Raw genomic sequence first — 18,475 nt, 5'->3', positions numbered from 1 at the left:
ACCGTCGAATCGGGTTCACGCCCGACGCTCCAGAGAAGCGCCGAACGCGCCGGTTCGCCTAGACGGCGTCCAACGCCCGCAGGGCCTCGTAACAGGAGTTGACGTGGTGGTAGCCGCTCTTGACCTTCGGCGTCTCGTCGATGGTCGGGTGGGGTTCGCCGTCGGGCGTGAGGCGTTCGTAGCGGATGCCCAGCGAGTGGTTCGTCGCGTACTCGTCGAGGTAGGCGTGGATGGCGTCGAACCACTCCCAGTAGCCGTCGTCGCCGGTGGCCGCGCCGAGGCGGGCGGCCGCGCCGAGACCCTCCTCCAGCGCCCACGTGTACTTGTCCTCGACGATGGGCGACCCGTCGCGGTCGAACGTGTAGTAGAACCCGCCGCGTTCGTCGTCCCACCCGTCCTCGACGGCCGCCTCGAAGAATCGCTCCGCGCGGTCGAGGTACCAGTCGGCGTCGTCGTGTTCGTCGAGTTGGACGAGCAGTTTCGACCACTCCAGGAGGTGGCCGGGTTGGTAGCCCCACGGGCGGAACAGGTCGGCCTTCTGGTCGCGGTTGTACTCCCAATCGACCTCCCAGTCCTCGGTGAAGTGCTCCCAGAGCAAGCCGTCGGCGGCGTCTGCCCTGTCGAGGGCTATCTTCTCCGCGACGGTCGTCGCGCGTTCGAGGCAGCGTTCGTCGCCGACCGCCTCGTACGCCGCCAGCAACGCCTCGCAGGCGTGCATGTTCGCGTTCTGCCCACGGTAGGACGGTTCGACCGGTTCCCACTCCGCCGTTCGGTTGCTCGCGTACGCGCCGTGTTCCGGTTCGAAGAACCGGTCGTCCAGGAGGTCCGCCGTCTCGGTGACGAGGTGTTCGACGTTGCCGATGTCCGCGCGGGCGGCCGTCGCGTACGCGAGGAGGACGAACGCGTGGCCGTAGGTCGCCCGGGTGTCGTCTACGACTTCGCGCCCCTCGAACTGCCAGCCGTAGCCGTCGCGTTCCGCGTCGTACGCGACGTTTCGCAGGTACGCGAGGCCGTGTTCGGCGGCCGGTTCGCACCAGACCGGACCGTCGAGAAGTTTGCCGACGCTGAACCCGAAGACGAACCGCGCCGTCGGGACGAGGTGTTTCGTTCGCTGGTCGTAGACGGCCCCGTCGACGTCGCTTACCTGTGCGGTGTAGCCGCCGAAGTGGGCGTCCAGCGAACGCTCTCTGTGGAAGTCGAGGACGCCGAGGGCGTCCCGACGCAACCACGCGGGCGTTCGGTACGGCGTGTCTGTCATAGCGGAACCTCGTCGCCGCGGTCAAAAAAGACACCGCACCGTCGCGGGCCGTGGAAGCTCGTCGCCGTCGGTGGGCGGCGTCGCGGAGGGAGGGAATACGCGAAGCAGGTCGGAGGTACGCGCAGCCGCGGAGGCGTCAGGAGATGTGGACGGTTCCCAAGAGGTTATGTCGCCGGTCGAAGATGTGGGACGCATGGACTCGGATACGGAGAACGGCCGGCGGTCCGACGGAGCGCTTCCGGGCGTTTCGGCGGACGACATCGACGAGTTGCTCGCGGAGATGACGCTTGAAGAGAAGGCCGGGCAACTCGCCGGAACGTACGTCGGAAAGTTGGGCACCGAGAAGACGATGGAGGACGCCGAACGGGAGATAGCCGAGGACCACATCGGCGCGGTGTCGCCGTTCGGTATCGCCATCACGACGCTCGATGAACCCGAACGGGCCGCTGAGGTGGCGAACCGCCTCCAACGGCACGCAATCGAGGAGACGCGCCTCGGCATCCCCCTGTTGATTCCCGTAGACGCCGTGCACGGGCACGCCTACATCAACGGCGCGACCATCTTCCCGCACAACGTCGGAATGGCCGCGGCGCGCGACACCGAACTCGTCGAACGCGGCGGCGAGGTGACCGGTCTGGAGGCGCGGGCGACGGGCGCGACGCTGAACTACGGCCCGACGGCGGACGTGGTCCGCGACCAGCGCTGGGGGCGGGTGTTCGAGACGTACGGCGAGAGCCCGTACCTCTGCGGCGAACTCGCCGCCGCGGAGGCGCGCGGCCTGCGCGGACCCGACGGCGACGACCCGACAATCGCCGCAACGGCGAAGCACTTCCCCGCCTACGGGCAACCCGAACGCGGCGAGGACGCCTCGGTGGTCGAGATATCCGAATCGACGTTCCGCCGGACGTTCCTCCCGGCGTTCGAGCGAGTATTAGAGGCGGGCGTGGACGTGGTAATGCCGTGTTACAACTCCGTCGACGGCGAACCCGCTCACGGGTCCGAGCGTTTCCTGACGGACCTCCTGCGGGGCGAACTCGGCTTCGACGGGTTCGTCACCTCCGACTGGGGCGGCGTGGATCACCTCCACGAGGACCACCGCACCTCCGACTCGCGGCGCACCTCCGCGTGGCAGGCGTTCACCGCCGGTCTGGACCTCGTCTCCGTCGGCGGCCCCGACTACGCCGCGGAGTTGGTCGAACTCGTCCGCGAGGAGGAGCTATCGGAACGTCGCCTCGACGAGAGCGTTCGACGCGTCCTCGAACTGAAGGCGCGACTCGGCCTGTTCGAGGACCCCTACGTCGAACCCGACGCCGCGTCGGAGGCGCTTTCGACCGAGGACCACCGCGAGGCGTCGTTGGAGGCGGCCCGCGAGTCGATGACGCTCCTGAAGAACGACGGCGTCCTCCCCCTCTCGGAGTCGCTGGACGACGTCCTGGTGACGGGGCCGAACGCCGACGACCTGCACAACCAGTTTGGCGGGTGGAGCGTCATGGACGACACGGACCTGCAGGGCGTGACCGTCCGCGAGGGCATCGAAGACGTCGTCGGCGAGGAGTCGGTGACGTACCAAGAAGGGGCGACTATCACCGAGGACGTCGGCATCGACGCCGCGGCGGACGCCGCCGAGGACGCCGACGCCGCCGTCGTCGTCCTCGGCGAGGACTGGTACATCCACGAGTTCGGCCCCCAGCAGATCACCCGTCCGACCGGCGAGTTCCCGACGCGGACGCGGTTGGAACTCCCCGAGGCCCAACGGGACCTGCTGGAGGCGGTACAGGAGACGGGGACGCCGACGGTTCTCGTCCTCGTGTCGGGTCGCCCCCTCTCGATTCCGTGGGCCGACGAGAACGTCCCCGGTATCCTCACGGCCTACTTTCCGGGGATGGACGGCGGGACGGCGGTGGCCGAGACGCTGTTCGGCCGCCACAACCCGAGCGGTCGCCTCCCCGTCTCCGTCCCGCGGTCCGCGGCGCACCTGCCGACGCTGTTCGACCACCTGCCGCACCCGACGCCCATCGGCGCGGACGAACACCCCGACTCGTACGACCCCCTCTACCCGTTCGGCCACGGCCTGAGTTACACCGACTTCGAGGTGTCGGACCTGACGCTCTCAACCGAGAGCGTCGGCCCCGCGGGGACGGTAACGGCGTCGGTGACCGTCGAGAACGCGGGTGACCGCGCGGGGAAGCGGTCGGTTGACCTGTTCGTCGAGGACGTGGTCAGTTCGCGCGTCACGCCCGTCCGGGAACACGTCGGGTTCGCCAAGGCGTCGCTGGAACCCGGCGAGTCGACCGAGTTGGAGATGACGGTGCCCGTCGAATCCCTCGCCGTCCGCGCCGGCGACTACGAACGGGTCGAACCCGGCGCGTTCGTCTTCTCCTGTGAGGGCGAGACGGCGACGCTGACCGTCGAACCCGGGCGGCACTGAGGCGTCGGTCCGCCGCCGGCGGGTCGGGCCGTCTCTTCTGTATCCGAAAACGATATGTTATTCAATGTTGACTGTCAGGTATGCGTCCCCACGGAACTACCGCGGTTGCGATCGCCCTCCTCCTCGCGCTATCCGCCGTCGCCGCCGTCCCGTCCGCGGACGCGCGAAAGCCGCCGACGCCGGTCTGCGGCGTCTGTTCGCTCGACCTGACAGCCCCGGACGGCACTCCCGTCACCGCCGGCGACAGCACGCTGACCGTCACGCTCCACGAGAACGGTTCGACGACGTGGCGGGCGCGCGTCGAACTCGCGTCCGGACGCGACGCCCTCGCTGAGAACGAGTCGTTACGGCGCGCCGTCGTCGAAGAGACGACGAGACGGAGCGTCGCGGAACCCGAAGCGGTCCGCAGTCGAATCGACGGCGAGACGCTGGTGGTCGACTACCGCGACGCCGACGCCGCGGAGTCGGTCGCCGGCGCAGTCGTGTTTACGCCGTTGTCCCCGGAGGGGCCCGGAGTGCCGTTCGCCTCGGGCAGCGAGGGGCCGCGCTACCTCGGCACCGACCGATTCACGCTCCGCGCGCCGCCGGGGTACGAACTCCGCGGCGGCGCGAACGCGACCGACGGGGGACGGAGTCTCGCCTGGACGCGCGACGGTGAGGAGCGAACGTACCTCGACGCGAACGGCGACCCGGTCGCCGTCGATTCGAACGCCCTCGGACCGAGGTTCCGGGCGTGGGCCGCGCGAGTACTCGCCCGATAAGCGGTCGGAACGAATCCCCGTTCCGACGCTCACGCGCGGAAGACGACTCACGAGCAGAGACGGCCGTTCCGACCGTCGGAGGAAAGGCAATCGAGGTAAAGTTACAACTGTGAGATGGGATATATAACGAACGTATTTGTAAGTCACTGTCGGGGCAATGCTGTCCGCGAACCGCTCGGTCCGGCGGGTGAAGCCCGCTACGAACGAGGAGAGAACTGGAGGAAGAGTGCCGCTACCGCGCGGTACCGAGCGTTTCCGTACGGTCGAAGGCGGACTCAGTCCTCGGAGACGACGGGGTTCGTCAGGTCGCCGATGCCGTCGACGGAGACGGTGACGGAGTCGCCGGGTTCGAGGAGTTCCGGCGGGTCGCGGAAGATGCCGACGCCGCCGGGCGTCCCCGTGGAGATGACGTCGCCGGGGTGGAGCGTCATCCGGTGGGAGAGGTACTCGACGAGTTCGCCGACGTCGAAGATGAACTCCGCCGTCGTGGATGACTGCTTCACGTCGCCGTTGACGGTGCACTCGACTTCGAGGTCGTTCGGGTCGAGTTCGTCGCCGGTGACGAGAGCCGGGCCCATCGGCGCGAACGTGTCGTAACTCTTCCCGCGGAAGAACTGTTCGTCCTCGAACTGGGCGTCGCGCGCGCTCACGTCGTTGACGACGGTGTACCCCGCCACGTAGTCGTCGGCGTCCGCCTCCTCGACGTTTCGGGCGGTCCGTCCGATGACGACGCCGAGTTCGACCTCGTAGTCCACCTGTTCGACGTCTGCGGGGTGGACGATGGGGTCTCCGGGGTTCGTCACCGCGGACGGCGCCTTCGCGAAGAGCATCGGTTTCTCCGGCACCTCCTCGTCCTGTTCCTCGGCGTGGTCGTGGTAGTTGAGGCCGACGCAGATTATCTTCCCGGGCTGGGCTACCGGCGCTAACGCCTTCACGTCCTCGGCGTCGTGCGTCGTGAGCGACCCCCGTTCGACCGCGTCTCGAACTCGGTTTCGGTAGCCCGCGGACGCGACGTCGCCGTACGAGGGCACGCCCGTCGCGTGCGCCCGCAGGTCGTGAATTCGGTCGCCGTCTCGAACGCCCCAGCCGACGCTTCCGTCCGCAGTGAATCGTACGAATCGCATCACTCGGTGGTGCGACGCACTGCAAGATAATTCTTCGGGACCGAACCTTTTTCGCCCGCGACGCGTCGGCGGACGGAGAGCAGAGAGAGGCCGCGAACGACCGTCGTCTCGTTCCCCGCTCGGGAACAAATTTATGGGCGGTCGTACCGTGGGTCGTCGTATGACAAGCACGAACAAACGTCGGGGGCGCACCATCCGTTCGGTGAAGATAGCGTTCAACATAATCGACCTCCTGCAGGACAGGGGTCGAATCGGGGTGACCGAAATCGCGGACGAGTTGGGTCACTCGAAGAGCACCGTCCACAGTCACCTCCGAACGCTGGAGGAGCGAAAGATACTCGTCCGGGAGGCTGACGGCTACCGACTCAGTCTCCGCTTTCTCGACATGGCGACGCACGTCCGAGAGCAGGTCGGAAACTACGACGTCATCCGCGAAGAGGTCGACTCCTTGGCCGAGGAGACGGGCGAAATCGTCCAGTTCGGAATCGAAGAGCACGGGCAGGTGTCGTACCTCTACAAGGCGGCCGGGGAGTACGCCGTCGAGACTCGCTCTCGGGTCGGGACGCAAGCGCCGATGTACTCCACGTCGTTGGGCAAGACCATCCTCGCGTTCCTCCCGCCGGAACGCACCGAGGAGATAGTCCGGTCGATGTCGTTCGAACCGGTGACCGCCAACACGGTGACCAGCGAGGAGGAACTGTACGATGACCTCGAAGCCATCCGCGAACGCGGGTTCGGCATCGACGACGAGGAGAACATCGAGGGCCTCCGCTGCGTCTCCGCGCCGGTCAGAGACGGGAGCGAGGTTCTCGGCGCGGTCAGCATCACCGGTCCGTCGAGTCGGTTCACGAAGGACCAACTCCACGGGGACCTCTCGGATCACGTCCGGCGCGCGGCCAACGTCATCGAACTGAACACGAAGTTCGCGTGACGGGCCCCGGCGGCCGACTCCGCCCGTTTCGTCCCTCGTCTCCGTCCCGTTCCCGCCATCCGAACCGGAACGGGCGTAGCTCCGTCCCGTCTCGGCGTCGAATCGGTCGCGTTCGGCCGAATCCGACCGGTCCGGGCGAACGCCGCTCCCGTCGCTCCGACCCGCCGAGGCCGAAAACCGCGCCGTTCGGCGTCTCGGGTACGGAGCGAGAGAGTTCCCGGCTCGGGAACGCTTCAGTTGTCGCGGACGGCGGCCCGCGCTGTCGGGAGTCTCGATGACGGATACAACGAATCTGAGGAGTAACGTTCGGTACAGGCGGGGTTCCGTCGGTGATGGAGTTGCGCGCGTTGCAGGATCGGCGACAGTGCGTATCGAACGCGACCGTTACGGCCGGCCCGTCGATGCCTCGACGAACCGGCCTCCCGCGAAAGCGGCATGGACAGACAGTGATGGTTGAACAGCTTCGCGGGCCGTGGCGGCGGTCGGTCGCGGTGTGATGTGTTGGAGCAGCGGCATCACAGTCCCGTCGGTGAGAGGCGGGACGGTACAGACGTACACCGTTCAGGTATTAAAACTATCGATGGTTAGGTTTCGGCGGGCGGCTCAGAGGAGGAATCGAAGTACCGCGAGGAGCGTTCCGACGGAGACGACGGTGGTCACGAACACGTTCATCGACGCCAACCGAGGGTCGCCGCCGAGTTCGGTCGCGTAGACGAACGTCGAGACGGCCGTCGGCGCGGCGAGCATCGTCACGCCCGCTTGGACGGTAGACCAGTCCGATCCCATCGCGGAGAACACGAGAAGGGCGAGAATCGGCATGAGGAACACCTTCAGACCGACCACGGAGCCGACCGTCCGGGCGTCGAACGACTCTCTCTCCGCGGAGAGGGACGCGCCGACGCAGACGAGGGCGACGGGAAGCGCGAGACTCGCGACGGCGTCCAATCCGGAGGCGACCACCGAGGGGACGCCGAGTCCGAAGTAGGAGAACAGCAGTCCGGTCACGAGGGCCGGGATGACCGGCGTCTTGAACACCTCTACCAGTTCGTCGCGGAACGCCACGTCCGCGTCGTTGATGGAGACGAGCAACGCGACGGTGACGGGAACCTGCGTGAGCGAACCGACGCCGAGGATGATGCTCGCCTTCGCCGTGGTGATGGGACCGAAGGTGGAAGCGACGAGCGGAAGCCCGAGGAAGCCGAAGTTGCTGTGGTACGACTGGACGATGGCGACGCTTCGGGCTCCCCGCCCCGCGATGGACCGGTGGACGAGGAGGCTGACGCCTATCATCAGGAACATGACGGCCCACAGGCCGAGCATCAGCGTGGGCGTGACGACTTCGCTGATGGGCTGGGCGTACGTCGAGGAGAACACCAAGGCGGGGAGAGCGATGTAGAACGCGAAGACGGTGAGTCGGTCGCGCCGGCTCTCGGTGACGACGCCCGTAGATTTGGCTACGAGGCCGACGCCGAGGAGCGCGAGCATGTAACCCAACTTCAGTGCGACACTCATAGTCGCCCGGAGTGCCGTGGACGGTTTGTCTCTTGCGTTCTCGGCGACGGCGATTCTCAAACCGTATTGTACACCCTCGGCGTATACGCCCGCAGGATCCGATTTTACGCGGTTAGCGGTCGTTCCGACGGTGCGTCAGGCCGGCGACTCCACCGCCGGCAGGAGAGGTTTCAACTCGCGCGCGAGGTTCTCGCCCATCCGCACCATAGCGTCGTCGCCGGGGTGGACGAGGTCCGTCGTCAGTCCGGCGGCCGTCGGAAGCACGTCCGGTCCCTCGACGAGGTGGACGTTCTCGCGGTCGGAGTCGGCGACGACGGATCTGAGGGCCTCTCGGAAGCGTTCGCACTCCTCGCCCTCCTCGTGGCCGACGCGGTAGTCGCGGGCGTTCGGGAAGATGGTGATGCAGGCGACGGGCCGGTCGGAGTTCGCCCCCGCGACGGCATCGACCATCGCGGCCGCCCGTTCGCGGAACGTCTCTACGGAGAACGTCCCGACCATGTTCACCGAGAGCGAGAGCGTCGCCAGGTCCCAGTCGCCCCGGCCCGCGATGTGTTCGGCCATCGCCTCGTCGCAGTAGGCGGTGCCGCAGGACCCGAGGTTTATCGGGTCCGCGCCGAGTCGCCGCGCCGTCTGATTGACGTACGTGAGCGTCTCACTACTGGGGGCTTCCCCCTCCGTTATCGAGGTGCCGTAGGCGAGATACCGGAGCGAGGGAACTTCCGACTCTCGGGGAGGCCGAACATCCCCCTCGACGCCGTGGAAACGAATGTGTCCGCCGCGGTGTTCTCCCGGGAGAACGAGGCGACAGAGGCGCGGGTCGTACCGAAGTCCGTCCCGGACCGAGGGACGCAGGTCGGTGAGTTTCTCGGGGAGTTCGAGTTCGATGGTGCGGGGTTCCTCCCCGACGACGACTTCCTCGCCGGCGGCCTGGAAGTCGCCCCAGAACGGTCGAACGACGCTGTCGCGCACGCGGGAGGAGAGCGTCACTCGCACGGGCCCGTCGGGGACGAACCGGAGTTCGACGCCGGCGGGGTGACACATCCGAGTCTGTGCGCCCTCGTTCAGTCGGGTCCGAACGTCCTCGGGCACTCGCTGGAGTCTCAGACCGTCGCCCTCGACGTCGCGGAGTTCCCGAACGTTGTGAAACGTGATACCGTCTCGTCTCATGTAGGGTTCCCTGCGCGGTACACCCACTTATCGGTATCCCCGCCGCCGGAGGGCGGTCGAACGATTCGTTCGGCGTATTCGGTGACTGCTACCACGCCCCGGTTCCCTGCGGCCGAACCGTTACGCACATAGAACTGTAACGTCCGGTCGCAGTTCGTCCGTTCGAGGCGAATTTCGGCGCTCGTGGAACCGTCTCCGAGCGGCGAATCGCGTTCGAGAGTGGACGAACCGCCGACGACCGGCTGGTACGAGCCGTTAATCGAACGGTTCCCCTGTCGGGAACTACCAGGGTAGATTTTCCGCTCAGGCGGGGGTCCCCCGCTCGATTCCGTTCCCCCAGCGCGAACGGGTCGGCGGTGGAGGCCCGGTCCGGACGCGATGTTCCGGAGGTGACGCGTTCTAACGGGAAACCGGGGGACAGGCGGCCGGTGTCGCAGCTAGACGGTGACTGCGACGGCGAGACGCCACGGTACGGAGAAACAGACGTCGACTCGGCGGACGGACCGGATTACCCGATGACTCGCTCGATGTCGTCGTCGAGTTGGGCGTAGAGTTCCTCCGCTCTCCGCTCGTCCTCGGGCGAGAGCGGGCGAATCGGTTCTCTGACCCGCCCCCCGTGGAGGCCGGCGAGTTCGAGTCCCTTCTTCACCGCGGAGACGCTGACCGCGCCCGGAATGTCGTTGTCCCGGCCGGTGGAGTCGCGGAAGTTCTGGTAGGGGAGCGTGAGGTCCCGAATCGTCCGGGCGCGTTCCCAGTCGGCGTCGGAGAGGGCGTCGAAGAGGGCGAGTCCGACCTCCGGCCGGAAGTTGCTGACGCCGGCGGAGAACCCCTCGATCCCCTCGTTCCAGAACGAGACGGCGTACGGTTCCGCGAGGCCGTCCACCCACACCACGTCGTCCGCCCCGGCCGCGACGCCGGCACCCAGTTTCACCGGGTCCTCCAAGGCGTACTTGATGCCGACCACGCCGTCGATGTGGGTGAGGTCCCGAAGGTAGGCCACGGAGGGGTCGAACCCCTTGACGTAGGGGACGAGGGGCGTGTCGGTGGCCTCGTCAAGTTTCTCGTAGTAGCGGAGGAGTCCGCGCTCGTGGAGGTACGTGTGGTCCGGCGGCATTATCATCATCCCGTCCACGCCGACTCTGTCGTACGCTTCGATGAGTTCCCGAGCGTCCGCGGTGGACCCGCCGACGCCGGCGAGGACGCAGGCGTCGGACGGAAGCGCGTCGACGCTCGTCTCGGTCACCTCGACGCGTTCCCGTTGCGAGAGCGAGTGGTACTCGCTGATGTTCGCGGCCGCGAGGAACGTCTCGATTCCCTCGTCGGCGAGCGTCCGCGCGTTCTCCGCGAGTTTCCCGTGCGCGACCCGCAGTTCGTCGTCGAACGGCGTCAACAACCCGACGGCGACGCCACGCAGGCGTCGCCGCAGATATGTGTCTGACGATGACATGGGTCGTAACCACAGGGTCGCCGAATATAAACCCACCGTCAGTGAGGCCGTCTCGCCGCGTTTCGCGGTACAGAGCGCACTGGTGCGAACCCCGCAACTTATTACGGACACCTCGGAGTGGGAAGGTATGGACGTGCTGATGACCGGCGCGTACGGTCGATGCGGTACCGCGGTGATAGACCACCTCCATGACCGAGAGGAGTACGACTTCACGTACTTCAATCGGTCTGACCGCCCGGAGGACCACCCCTACGGCGGGTACGACACCGTCGTCGGAGATGTCGCCGACGCTGATGCGCTTCGATCCGCGGCGGAGGGGCAGGACGCGATGGTCCACATGGCGGCGTACCCGGACACGGACGGCAGTTGGAACGACGTGTTCGAGCCGAACATCATCGGGATGTACAACGCCCTCGAGGCCGCGCGGGAGGCGGAGATGGAGACGTTCGTCTTCCTCTCGACGAACCACGTCATGGGCGGGTACGAACAGGAGTTCGCTCCCGACATCTACTACCCCGACCACGACTTGGTCATCGACCACACCGACCCGGTCCGGCCGGACTCCTTCTACGGGATGACGAAGGCCTACGGAGAGGACATGGGTCGGTACTACGTCGAGAACTACGAGCACCCCGAGCAGTTCTACGCGCTTCGCGTTTGTACCGTTAACATGCCCGAGTACGACCACCCGTACGGCGACGCAGAACACGCCGTAGACGAGGGCACGACGGAACGCGGAAGCGCCGAGTACGACAGAATGGTCGCCCGCATGAAGGCGATGTGGCAGTCCCGCCGCGACTTCGCCCACGAGATAGACTGCTGTCTGCGGGACGACGACGTGGAGTTCGGCATCTTCAGCGGCGTGAGCGACAACCACCGCCGGTGGTACGACCTGGAACACGCCCGCGCCCGCATCGGTTACAACCCGCAGGACGACGGCGAGGAGTGGGACAGTCCGCCCCGGTGAACCGACCGAGTTCTCCGCCGCCTTCGCAGTAGATGCGTCCGATTCCCGGACGTTCAAAAGAGAGACAGTTTATTTAACGGACGAACGTAATCGGTATCGTGTGAGTGAATCGCATTCACACAGCGACGGTGACGAACAGCAGACGGAGAACGCCCTGACGTACACTCGGCGGACGGCGATGGCACTCCTCGGCGTCGGCGGCGTCGCCGCACTCGGACGCGACGCGAGTGCCGAAACGCCGTCCGCCGACGGAGGGACGGAGGGCGGTCCCTCCGGAAAGCCGTGGAACCGGGACGTGGACGCCAACGGTCACAGCCTCTACGAACTCGACGAACTCGACGTTCGACACGTCTACACCTCGGCCCGCGAGGCGGACGTGGTCGTCTGGAAGGACGAGGAGGGTGTCTTCCACGCCGACGGCCCGGACGGCGAGATTGCCAGCGGAGACGGCGTCGTTCCCGTCACGCGGGCGGCCATCGACGGCCTCACGGACGGCCGAACGTCGAAGGAGAAGGTGGTCGTCGCGTCGCCGGGCGAGATACGCGAGGGAGACGGGTCCATCGAACTGCCGAGTTACACTATCCTCGACGCGCCGGTGACGCTCTCGGTTCCCGACGGCGAGGAGGTGCTGCCCGTCGTGCGCGCCGAGGGCGCAGAGCAGATAGAAGTCGAGTCGCTGGTCGTCGAGGGACCGGCGGAGATGGGCGTCCGACTGACGAGTTGTTCGGAGGTTCGCCTCGGCGACCTGCGAATCGTCGGCACGAAGAGCGACGGCGTCCGCATCGACGGCCGCGGCGACGCGCCGCGTTCGACCGACATCCAGGTCGAACGGGTGTACGTCGAGGGCAACGACCACCACGCGTTCGAGACGTACGGCGTGGACCGCCTGCAGGTGGATCAGATAATCGGCGTGGACCCCGCGAGTTGCGTCGTCCTCCTCAACGACACCGTGGACGCGACGGTCAACGGCGTCGTCGGTCTCGAACCCGGCGTCCCAGCCGGGTACGCCACGTTCCGCGTCGCGAACGGCGCGCACGACATCACCGTCGGCGAGGTGGTGAGTCGCGGCGGCGCGCGCGGCATCTTCGGCGTCTCGGAGTGTTACGACGTGACCGTCGGCGAGGTGAACATCGATGGCGCGTCGGACCAGGGCATCCTGATCCAGAACTGTCGGAACTTCGCGGTGCAGGGCGGCGTCGTGAAGAACTGCGACGGCGACGGCGTCCGCATCGACTCCCGCAACGACGGCGAACAGATCCCCGCCGAGAGCGTCTCGGTGACCAACCTCCGCGTGTACGACGACCGAGACGACCCGAAGCAGGCGTGGGGGATCCTGGAGACCGGCCCGAAGACGAACAACAACCGCATCGTCAACAACGACGTCCGCGGCGCGGGGACCGAGGAGAACGTCCGGACGTTCTCGAACACCACCGTCGTCCGCGACAACGTCGGCGGCGGGTTCGCGTCCGGCGAGGTCACCCTCTCCTCGGGCGAGTCGCCCGCCGCGCGCGTCGAGGGCGTCCGCGGGTCCGACTACGCGTCCGTTCCCGGTAGCGTCGAGGAACCGGAGGACTTCGAACGCTCGGCGCTGGACCTCCGCGCGAAACCCGCGACCGGCGGCACGTCGAGCACCTACTCGTGGGAGAGCTACTTCGAGTGGGACGGCCAAGCGGGCGTCTGGGACCTCGTGTTCGAGTGGCGGACCGACCCCGGGTCGGACGTCGACGTCGATTACGTGGTGGACAAGACGCGTTGAATCGGAAAAGCGGGCGAGCGACTCGGCTCAGCGGAACGCGTTCGCGGCCATCAGGAACCACTCCTGCCCGTAGGGCGTGTCCGTGAGGGCGCTTCCGGGCCGCCCGGCGGCCCTGCGACGCGCCGTACCGCGCCGTCGTCTACGACGCGGACCGACGCCTCGACGGCCCGTTCCGCCGTCTCGCGGTACCGGTCGCCGTCCAAGAGGCCGAGTTCCGAGGCGCGCGGTCGAACGAGGCCGTTCGAACGGCGTCACCGCCTCACTGGGCGTGAAGCGTGACGTACCCGTCGAAGTTGAGGACGACGTGCTGGGCGAGGTCGCCGAATATCGCCTTCCCCGTCGGGGACCGCCTTCGTCCGAGGACGAACGCGTGGTCGCTTCCCGTCTCCTCGGCGACGGTCACGACGGTCTCTGCGCGGTCCTTCTCGTCGGCCACGCGCGGGACGATTTCGTACGAGACGGCACCGTCCGCGAGAACGTCGCGGGCCAGTTCCTCTGCGACGTTCGTCGCCGCGGTGAGCACTTGATCGTCGGTGTAGGTCGTGTGCTCGACGCTCCCGATGGTGTCGAGCATCTCGTGGGTCTCCTCGTACTCCTCCTCGGTGAGCGTCACCAACAGAACGAGGTCGGTGTCGGCCCCGACGGCGTGCTCTTTGGCCTCGCGCAGGAGTCGCCTGTGCATCTCGGTGTCCTCCAAGAGGACTACTCCTCGGTCCATACCGTAGGCATGCGACCCCCGTTATCTAACTCTATCGACGGAGACACTCTCGCGGACGGCACACTCTCCGACGGACAACACAATCAAATACGCCGGGCGCGAGTAGTCGCTATGGCCGAGACGCGACTCGTCGACGTCCTCCGAGACTACACGACTCAGATGAAGGTGGTACTCGTCATCTCGGCGGTGTCCGTCGTCCTCCTGTTGCTGTCGCTGACGGAAGTCGAACCCGGGACGAGCACCTACGTGCTGGCGCTGGTGCAGTTGGCGACGTTCGCCGTCCTCCTCGTGGTCATGTCCGCGCTCCTCTGGACGATACACCGCGGGTGAGCCGGACATATGCCCCTCCGAAGGTGGGGGACCCACCCCTGCGAAATGTCTCGAATCTAATATTAGTGCTTACCAACACGTATTTATGGAGCGCCCGGTATGATAAGTGATGACGCATGGCGAAAGAGAGTTCAAACCGTTGGAGCAGACGAGAGTTCGTCAAGTACGGCACCGTCGCGGGCACTGCCGGCTTGGCGGGTTGCTTTAGTGACTCGGAGACGACGGCGACCGCCGAGGGAGGCGGAGGCGGCGGGGGAAGCGGCGGCGGAAGCGGGTCGGGAGAGGACACCCTCGATTTCCCGGCCGGCCGACCGGCGACGGACGTCCAGTTCAACCGGTACAGCCTCGGCAACTACGCTCACACCCTCCAGGACCAACTGTTCGAACAGGTCGCCAGAGGGTACGCCGACGGGTCGGTTCGGCCGGACCTCCTCGAAGAGATGTCCGTCGACGGGAAGACGCTCACGCTGAAGTTCCCGAAGGACTTCAAGTGGTGGAACGGCGACGACCTGACGGCCGAGGACTACTACATCGGCCTCGAAATCGACCGACTGCAGCAACCCGAGGAGTCCAACATCGAGAGCAACACGCTGGTGGACGACTACACCATCGAACGGACGTTCAAGACCGCCGTCGCGCCGAACCTCATGAAGGCCGACGTGGCGGAGACGTTCGTCAACACGCCGCGGTCCGTCTACAAGGAGTACCTCACGAAGCTCCAAGACGCCGCGGACCAGAGCGAACGCGATTCGGTGACCGAGGAACTGCTGAACATGAAGATAACGACCCAGCAGTTGATAGACGACGGACTCGGCAACGGCCTCTACAAGGTGACCGGGTTCAACTCCTCGGAGACGACGCTGGAGAAGTTCGAGGACCACCCGTACGCCGACAGGACGAACGTCCCGAAGGTGAAGATCGTCCCCGAGACGACGGCCGACGTGGACTCCCTCGCCGTCAACAACAAACTCGACATGAACCCCGACGTGCTCATGTCGGAGTCCCAGAAGAGCACCTACCCGAAGAACATACAGAACGTCTACCGCCTCAATTGGTTCCGGATGCAGAAGTTCACCTTCAACTTCAAGAACGAACACCTCGCGAAGCTCCCGGTTCGCCGGGCCATCGCGCACGCCGTGGACCTCGAATCGATGGTCGCCGCGATGCGGCAGGCCGGAACCGTCGGTAAGCCGCCCGAGACACAGACCGCGCTTCGCTCGACCATCCACGACAAGTACCTCGGGTCGAGCTTCGTGGATAAACTCATCGACTACCCGACGGGGAAAGACACCGAGGGCGCGGCCAAACTGATGGAACAGGCCGGATACACGAAGAAGAACGGCGCGTGGGTGGACCCCGACGGCAAGAAGTTCACGTTAACCGTGCTGACGCAGAACAAGAACACGCAGGTGCAGGCGACGAAGGTGTTCAACGACCAGCTGAACTCCTTCGGCCTCCAGACGAAGATAAGCACCGTCAGCTCCTCGGACTACTACCAGCGCCTGCAGACGTACCAGGCCGACATCTTCTGGATTTGGCACGTCGCGAAGGCGTTGTGGCACCCGTCGGCGTACTACTCGAACAACTTCTACGGCATCGAAGTGGGCGACCCCTCCGGCGGCGGAGAGACCGGTCCGACCGGCAAGCCGTTCACGACGACCATCCCGAGCGAAGTCGGCGCAAAGGAGGTACAGGGGAGCGGAACGGAGATTCAGCCCGCGACGCTGATGAACGAGCTCCCCTCGTCGAAGTCCCAACAGGCGGTCAAAGAGAAGACCCGGACGCTCGTGCAGTGGTTCAACTACGCGCTCCCGGACCTCGTGTTCGTCGAGGAGGACTCCGGCTACTGGGGCGACGTCGAAAGCTTCTCGATGCCCACGGAGGGCGACAAAGAGCTCAACACGAACCGACCGGGGCAGTTCGCCTTCAAGAACGGATGGATCAGCTCGAAGTAAAATGTCCGGCGTAATACATCACAGCTAAACGTTTATAATATCGCACGGTGGACGTTATCTCATGACCCCACGATATCTGTTGAAACGGATCGGACAAGCGTTGCTGACGTTCTTCGTGACGATCACGTTGTCGTTCGCGTTGTATCAGGCGATGCCGGGCGGCCCGGCGGAGGCGATGAAGAGCGTCATCCTCTCGCAGAGCGGTTCGACGGGTATCGACATGGACCGCCTGAACACGCTGATTCAGCTGTACACGAACGTCAGTCCGGACCAACCGGTCCACGTCCAGTACCTGAACTACCTCCGGGACGTGGTGCTGTATCAGGACCTCGGGCGGTCGTTCTTCAAAAACGAGAAGGTCACGACGCTCATCCTGCAGCGTCTGCCGTGGTCGATGTTCATCAGCCTGTACGCGTTCGCCCTCGGGTACTCGCTCAGTATCGTCCTCGGCGTCCTGACCGCGTACAAGGAGAAATCGCGGTTCGACTCCGGCGTCTCCTCGGTGGTCATCGCGCTCAACTCCGTCCCCTACTACATCGTGGGCGTCGTCCTCATCTACTTCCTCGCGATTCGCCAGTCGTTCTTCCCGGTCGGCGGGCGAATCGGGTCGGGGGTCCCGGTGGGGTACAATCCGGAGTTCATGATAAGCCTCGTCAAACACGCCGCACTGCCCGCCCTCTCGATGGGGGTGTTGGCCACCTCGGCTGCCCTCTCGATGCGCGGGAACGCGATACGAATCCTCGGGGAGGACTACGTCCGCGTCGCGCAACTCCGCGGCCTCCGCGACACGCGAATCGCGACGCAGTACCTCGGACACAACGCGATACTGCCGATGTACACGCAGTTCATGATCGGTATCGCCGGCGTGTTCAGTAGCGCCGTCATCGTCGAACAGGTGTTCTCCTACCCCGGCATGGGACTGCTGATGTTCGAGGCGGTGAAGACGCAGGACTACCCGCTGTTGATGGGGACGCTCATCGTCTTCACGGCCATCTCGCTGACGGCCATCTTCGTCGCCGACCTCACGTACAGCCTCATCGACCCGCGAATCTCCGTGGAGGAGTCATGAGCAACCCAGAGACAGACAGCTTCGACCTACAGAGCGTCTACGACGAGAGCATCGACCACGAACCCGAATCGACGCGGGTTCGACTCAAGCGCGCGATAGACCTGAACGTGCTCGCGCCCGCGCGGGTGGCCGTCAACGACTGGCGCGCCCTCCTCGGCGGCGCCCTCCTCGCGATGTTCATATTCATGGGCACCGTCGGCGTCGCCCTCGTGGACAAGCCGACCAGCGGCGACGCGCCCGTCCTCGTGGGGCCGTTCGAGAATCTGGCCTATCCCTTGGGAACGGACGTGTTCGGGCAGCCGATTCACGCCCAACTCATCCACGCGACGCCGGGCATCTTCAAGATGATATTCGCCGGGGCGATCGTCAGCGTCGGGTTCGCCGCCCTCGTCGGCGTCCTCTCGGGATTCAAACACGGCCAGCGAATCGACACGGTACTGATGACGCTCACGGACGTGGTCATCACGATTCCCGGCCTCCCGCTCATCATCGTCATCACGGCCATCTTCCAGCCGGAGAACCCCTACCTCGTCGGCGTGTTCCTCGGCATCGACAACTGGCCGGGACTCGCCCGCACGGTCCGGTCGCAGGTGCTCAGCATCCGCGAGGAGTCCTACGTCGAGGCGTCGGAGATAATGGGCATCCCCCTCTCGTCGATTCTCCGGCGGGACATCCTCTCGCAGCTCATGCCGTACGTGATGATAAACGGCGCAATCACCTCCCGCCGCATCATCTTCGAGTCCGTCGGGCTGTACTTCCTCGGCATCCTCCCCTTCACCACGTTCAACTGGGGCGTGATGATGAACTTGGCGTACGAGGGGAACGCGCTGACGCGGCCCGACATGATACACTGGATGGTGTTCCCGATGGTCTGCATCTTCCTCCTGTCGTTCAGCCTCGTCCTCCTCTCGCAGGGGCTCGACAGCCTGTTCAACGTCCGCCTCCGCGCCCGGCACGCGAACACGACGAAGAAGGACGCACCGAAGAAGGACGCACCGTCCGCCAGCCAAAGTGACTGACCCGAAGGTAAAACTATGAACTCGACACTCGAT

At 65.7% G+C, this 18,475-nt stretch carries 15 protein-coding genes; 9 read left to right on the top strand and 6 right to left on the bottom strand.

What is annotated here, in order from left to right; translation table 11 throughout:
* Positions 1-58: 58 nt before the first annotated feature.
* Complete coding sequence (locus tag ACZ522_RS02560; protein WP_379695156.1) at positions 59-1,258, bottom strand: AGE family epimerase/isomerase; 1,200 nt, start codon at positions 1,256-1,258, stop codon at positions 59-61.
* A gap of 193 nt (positions 1,259-1,451) precedes the next feature.
* Between ACZ522_RS02560 and ACZ522_RS02555 the strand changes: the two genes are divergently transcribed.
* Both ACZ522_RS02555 and ACZ522_RS02550 read left to right on the top strand, forming a co-directional pair.
* Positions 1,452-3,686: a glycoside hydrolase family 3 N-terminal domain-containing protein gene (locus ACZ522_RS02555; protein WP_379695158.1), complete on the top strand. Its 2,235-nt coding sequence runs from the start codon at positions 1,452-1,454 to the stop codon at positions 3,684-3,686.
* Between the two features lie 80 nt (positions 3,687-3,766).
* Positions 3,767-4,447, top strand: a complete 681-nt coding sequence (locus tag ACZ522_RS02550; protein ID WP_379695160.1) for a hypothetical protein — start codon at positions 3,767-3,769, stop codon at positions 4,445-4,447.
* Between the two features lie 275 nt (positions 4,448-4,722).
* Here ACZ522_RS02550 and ACZ522_RS02545 read toward each other — a convergent pair whose 3' ends face one another.
* On the bottom strand, positions 4,723-5,571 hold the full coding sequence (locus tag ACZ522_RS02545) for a fumarylacetoacetate hydrolase family protein (protein ID WP_379695162.1): 849 nt from the start codon (positions 5,569-5,571) through the stop codon (positions 4,723-4,725).
* A 160-nt stretch (positions 5,572-5,731) separates the two neighbouring features.
* Between ACZ522_RS02545 and ACZ522_RS02540 the strand changes: the two genes are divergently transcribed.
* Positions 5,732-6,502 carry an IclR family transcriptional regulator gene (locus ACZ522_RS02540; protein ID WP_379695164.1) on the top strand — a complete coding sequence of 257 codons (771 nt, stop codon included), beginning with the start codon at positions 5,732-5,734 and terminating at the stop codon, positions 6,500-6,502.
* Positions 6,503-7,105: 603 nt separating this feature from the next.
* Here the strand turns inward: ACZ522_RS02540 and ACZ522_RS02535 are convergent.
* The 3 genes from ACZ522_RS02535 to ACZ522_RS02525 all read right to left on the bottom strand — a co-directional run bounded on the left by ACZ522_RS02535 (position 7,106) and on the right by ACZ522_RS02525 (position 10,628).
* Positions 7,106-8,014, bottom strand: coding sequence for an AEC family transporter (locus tag ACZ522_RS02535; protein ID WP_379695166.1), 909 nt, complete (start codon positions 8,012-8,014; stop codon positions 7,106-7,108).
* Positions 8,015-8,149: 135 nt separating this feature from the next.
* A complete protein-coding gene (locus tag ACZ522_RS02530; RefSeq protein WP_379695168.1) occupies positions 8,150-9,181 on the bottom strand; it encodes an SGNH/GDSL hydrolase family protein in 1,032 nt (343 codons plus the stop codon).
* A gap of 508 nt (positions 9,182-9,689) precedes the next feature.
* On the bottom strand, positions 9,690-10,628 hold the full coding sequence (locus ACZ522_RS02525; protein ID WP_379695170.1) for a dihydrodipicolinate synthase family protein: 939 nt from the start codon (positions 10,626-10,628) through the stop codon (positions 9,690-9,692).
* Positions 10,629-10,755: 127 nt separating this feature from the next.
* On the opposite strand from ACZ522_RS02525, the gene ACZ522_RS02520 reads away from it, so the two are divergent.
* Complete coding sequence (locus ACZ522_RS02520) at positions 10,756-11,595, top strand: NAD-dependent epimerase/dehydratase family protein (RefSeq protein WP_379695171.1); 840 nt, start codon at positions 10,756-10,758, stop codon at positions 11,593-11,595.
* A gap of 100 nt (positions 11,596-11,695) precedes the next feature.
* The gene (locus ACZ522_RS02515; protein WP_379695173.1) at positions 11,696-13,351 is read left to right on the top strand and encodes a right-handed parallel beta-helix repeat-containing protein; all 1,656 of its coding nucleotides are present in this window, start codon (positions 11,696-11,698) and stop codon (positions 13,349-13,351) included.
* 259 nt (positions 13,352-13,610) lie between these two features.
* Here ACZ522_RS02515 and ACZ522_RS02510 read toward each other — a convergent pair whose 3' ends face one another.
* On the bottom strand, positions 13,611-14,069 hold the full coding sequence (locus tag ACZ522_RS02510; protein WP_379695174.1) for a universal stress protein: 459 nt from the start codon (positions 14,067-14,069) through the stop codon (positions 13,611-13,613).
* 111 nt (positions 14,070-14,180) lie between these two features.
* Here ACZ522_RS02510 and ACZ522_RS02505 point away from each other — a divergent pair, with 111 nt between their 5' ends.
* The 4 genes from ACZ522_RS02505 (at position 14,181) to ACZ522_RS02490 (ending at position 18,442) form a co-directional block, all read left to right on the top strand.
* A complete protein-coding gene (locus ACZ522_RS02505; RefSeq protein ID WP_379695176.1) occupies positions 14,181-14,399 on the top strand; it encodes a hypothetical protein in 219 nt (72 codons plus the stop codon).
* A 116-nt stretch (positions 14,400-14,515) separates the two neighbouring features.
* Entirely contained in the window at positions 14,516-16,354 is a 1,839-nt protein-coding gene (locus ACZ522_RS02500; RefSeq protein WP_379695178.1) for an ABC transporter substrate-binding protein, read from the top strand.
* A gap of 121 nt (positions 16,355-16,475) precedes the next feature.
* Positions 16,476-17,423 (top strand): ABC transporter permease, encoded by a 948-nt coding sequence (locus ACZ522_RS02495; protein ID WP_464391766.1) that lies wholly within the window; start codon positions 16,476-16,478, stop codon positions 17,421-17,423.
* Entirely contained in the window at positions 17,420-18,442 is a 1,023-nt protein-coding gene (locus ACZ522_RS02490; protein ID WP_379695182.1) for an ABC transporter permease, read from the top strand. The genes ACZ522_RS02495 and ACZ522_RS02490 overlap by 4 nt, the downstream gene beginning before the upstream one ends.
* The last annotated feature ends 33 nt before the right edge of the window (positions 18,443-18,475 follow it).

The sequence above is a fragment of the Halopelagius fulvigenes genome (genome assembly GCF_055398025.1).
Note: the sequence above shows the minus strand (reverse complement) of the source record. Positions and strands in the feature narration are given on the sequence as shown.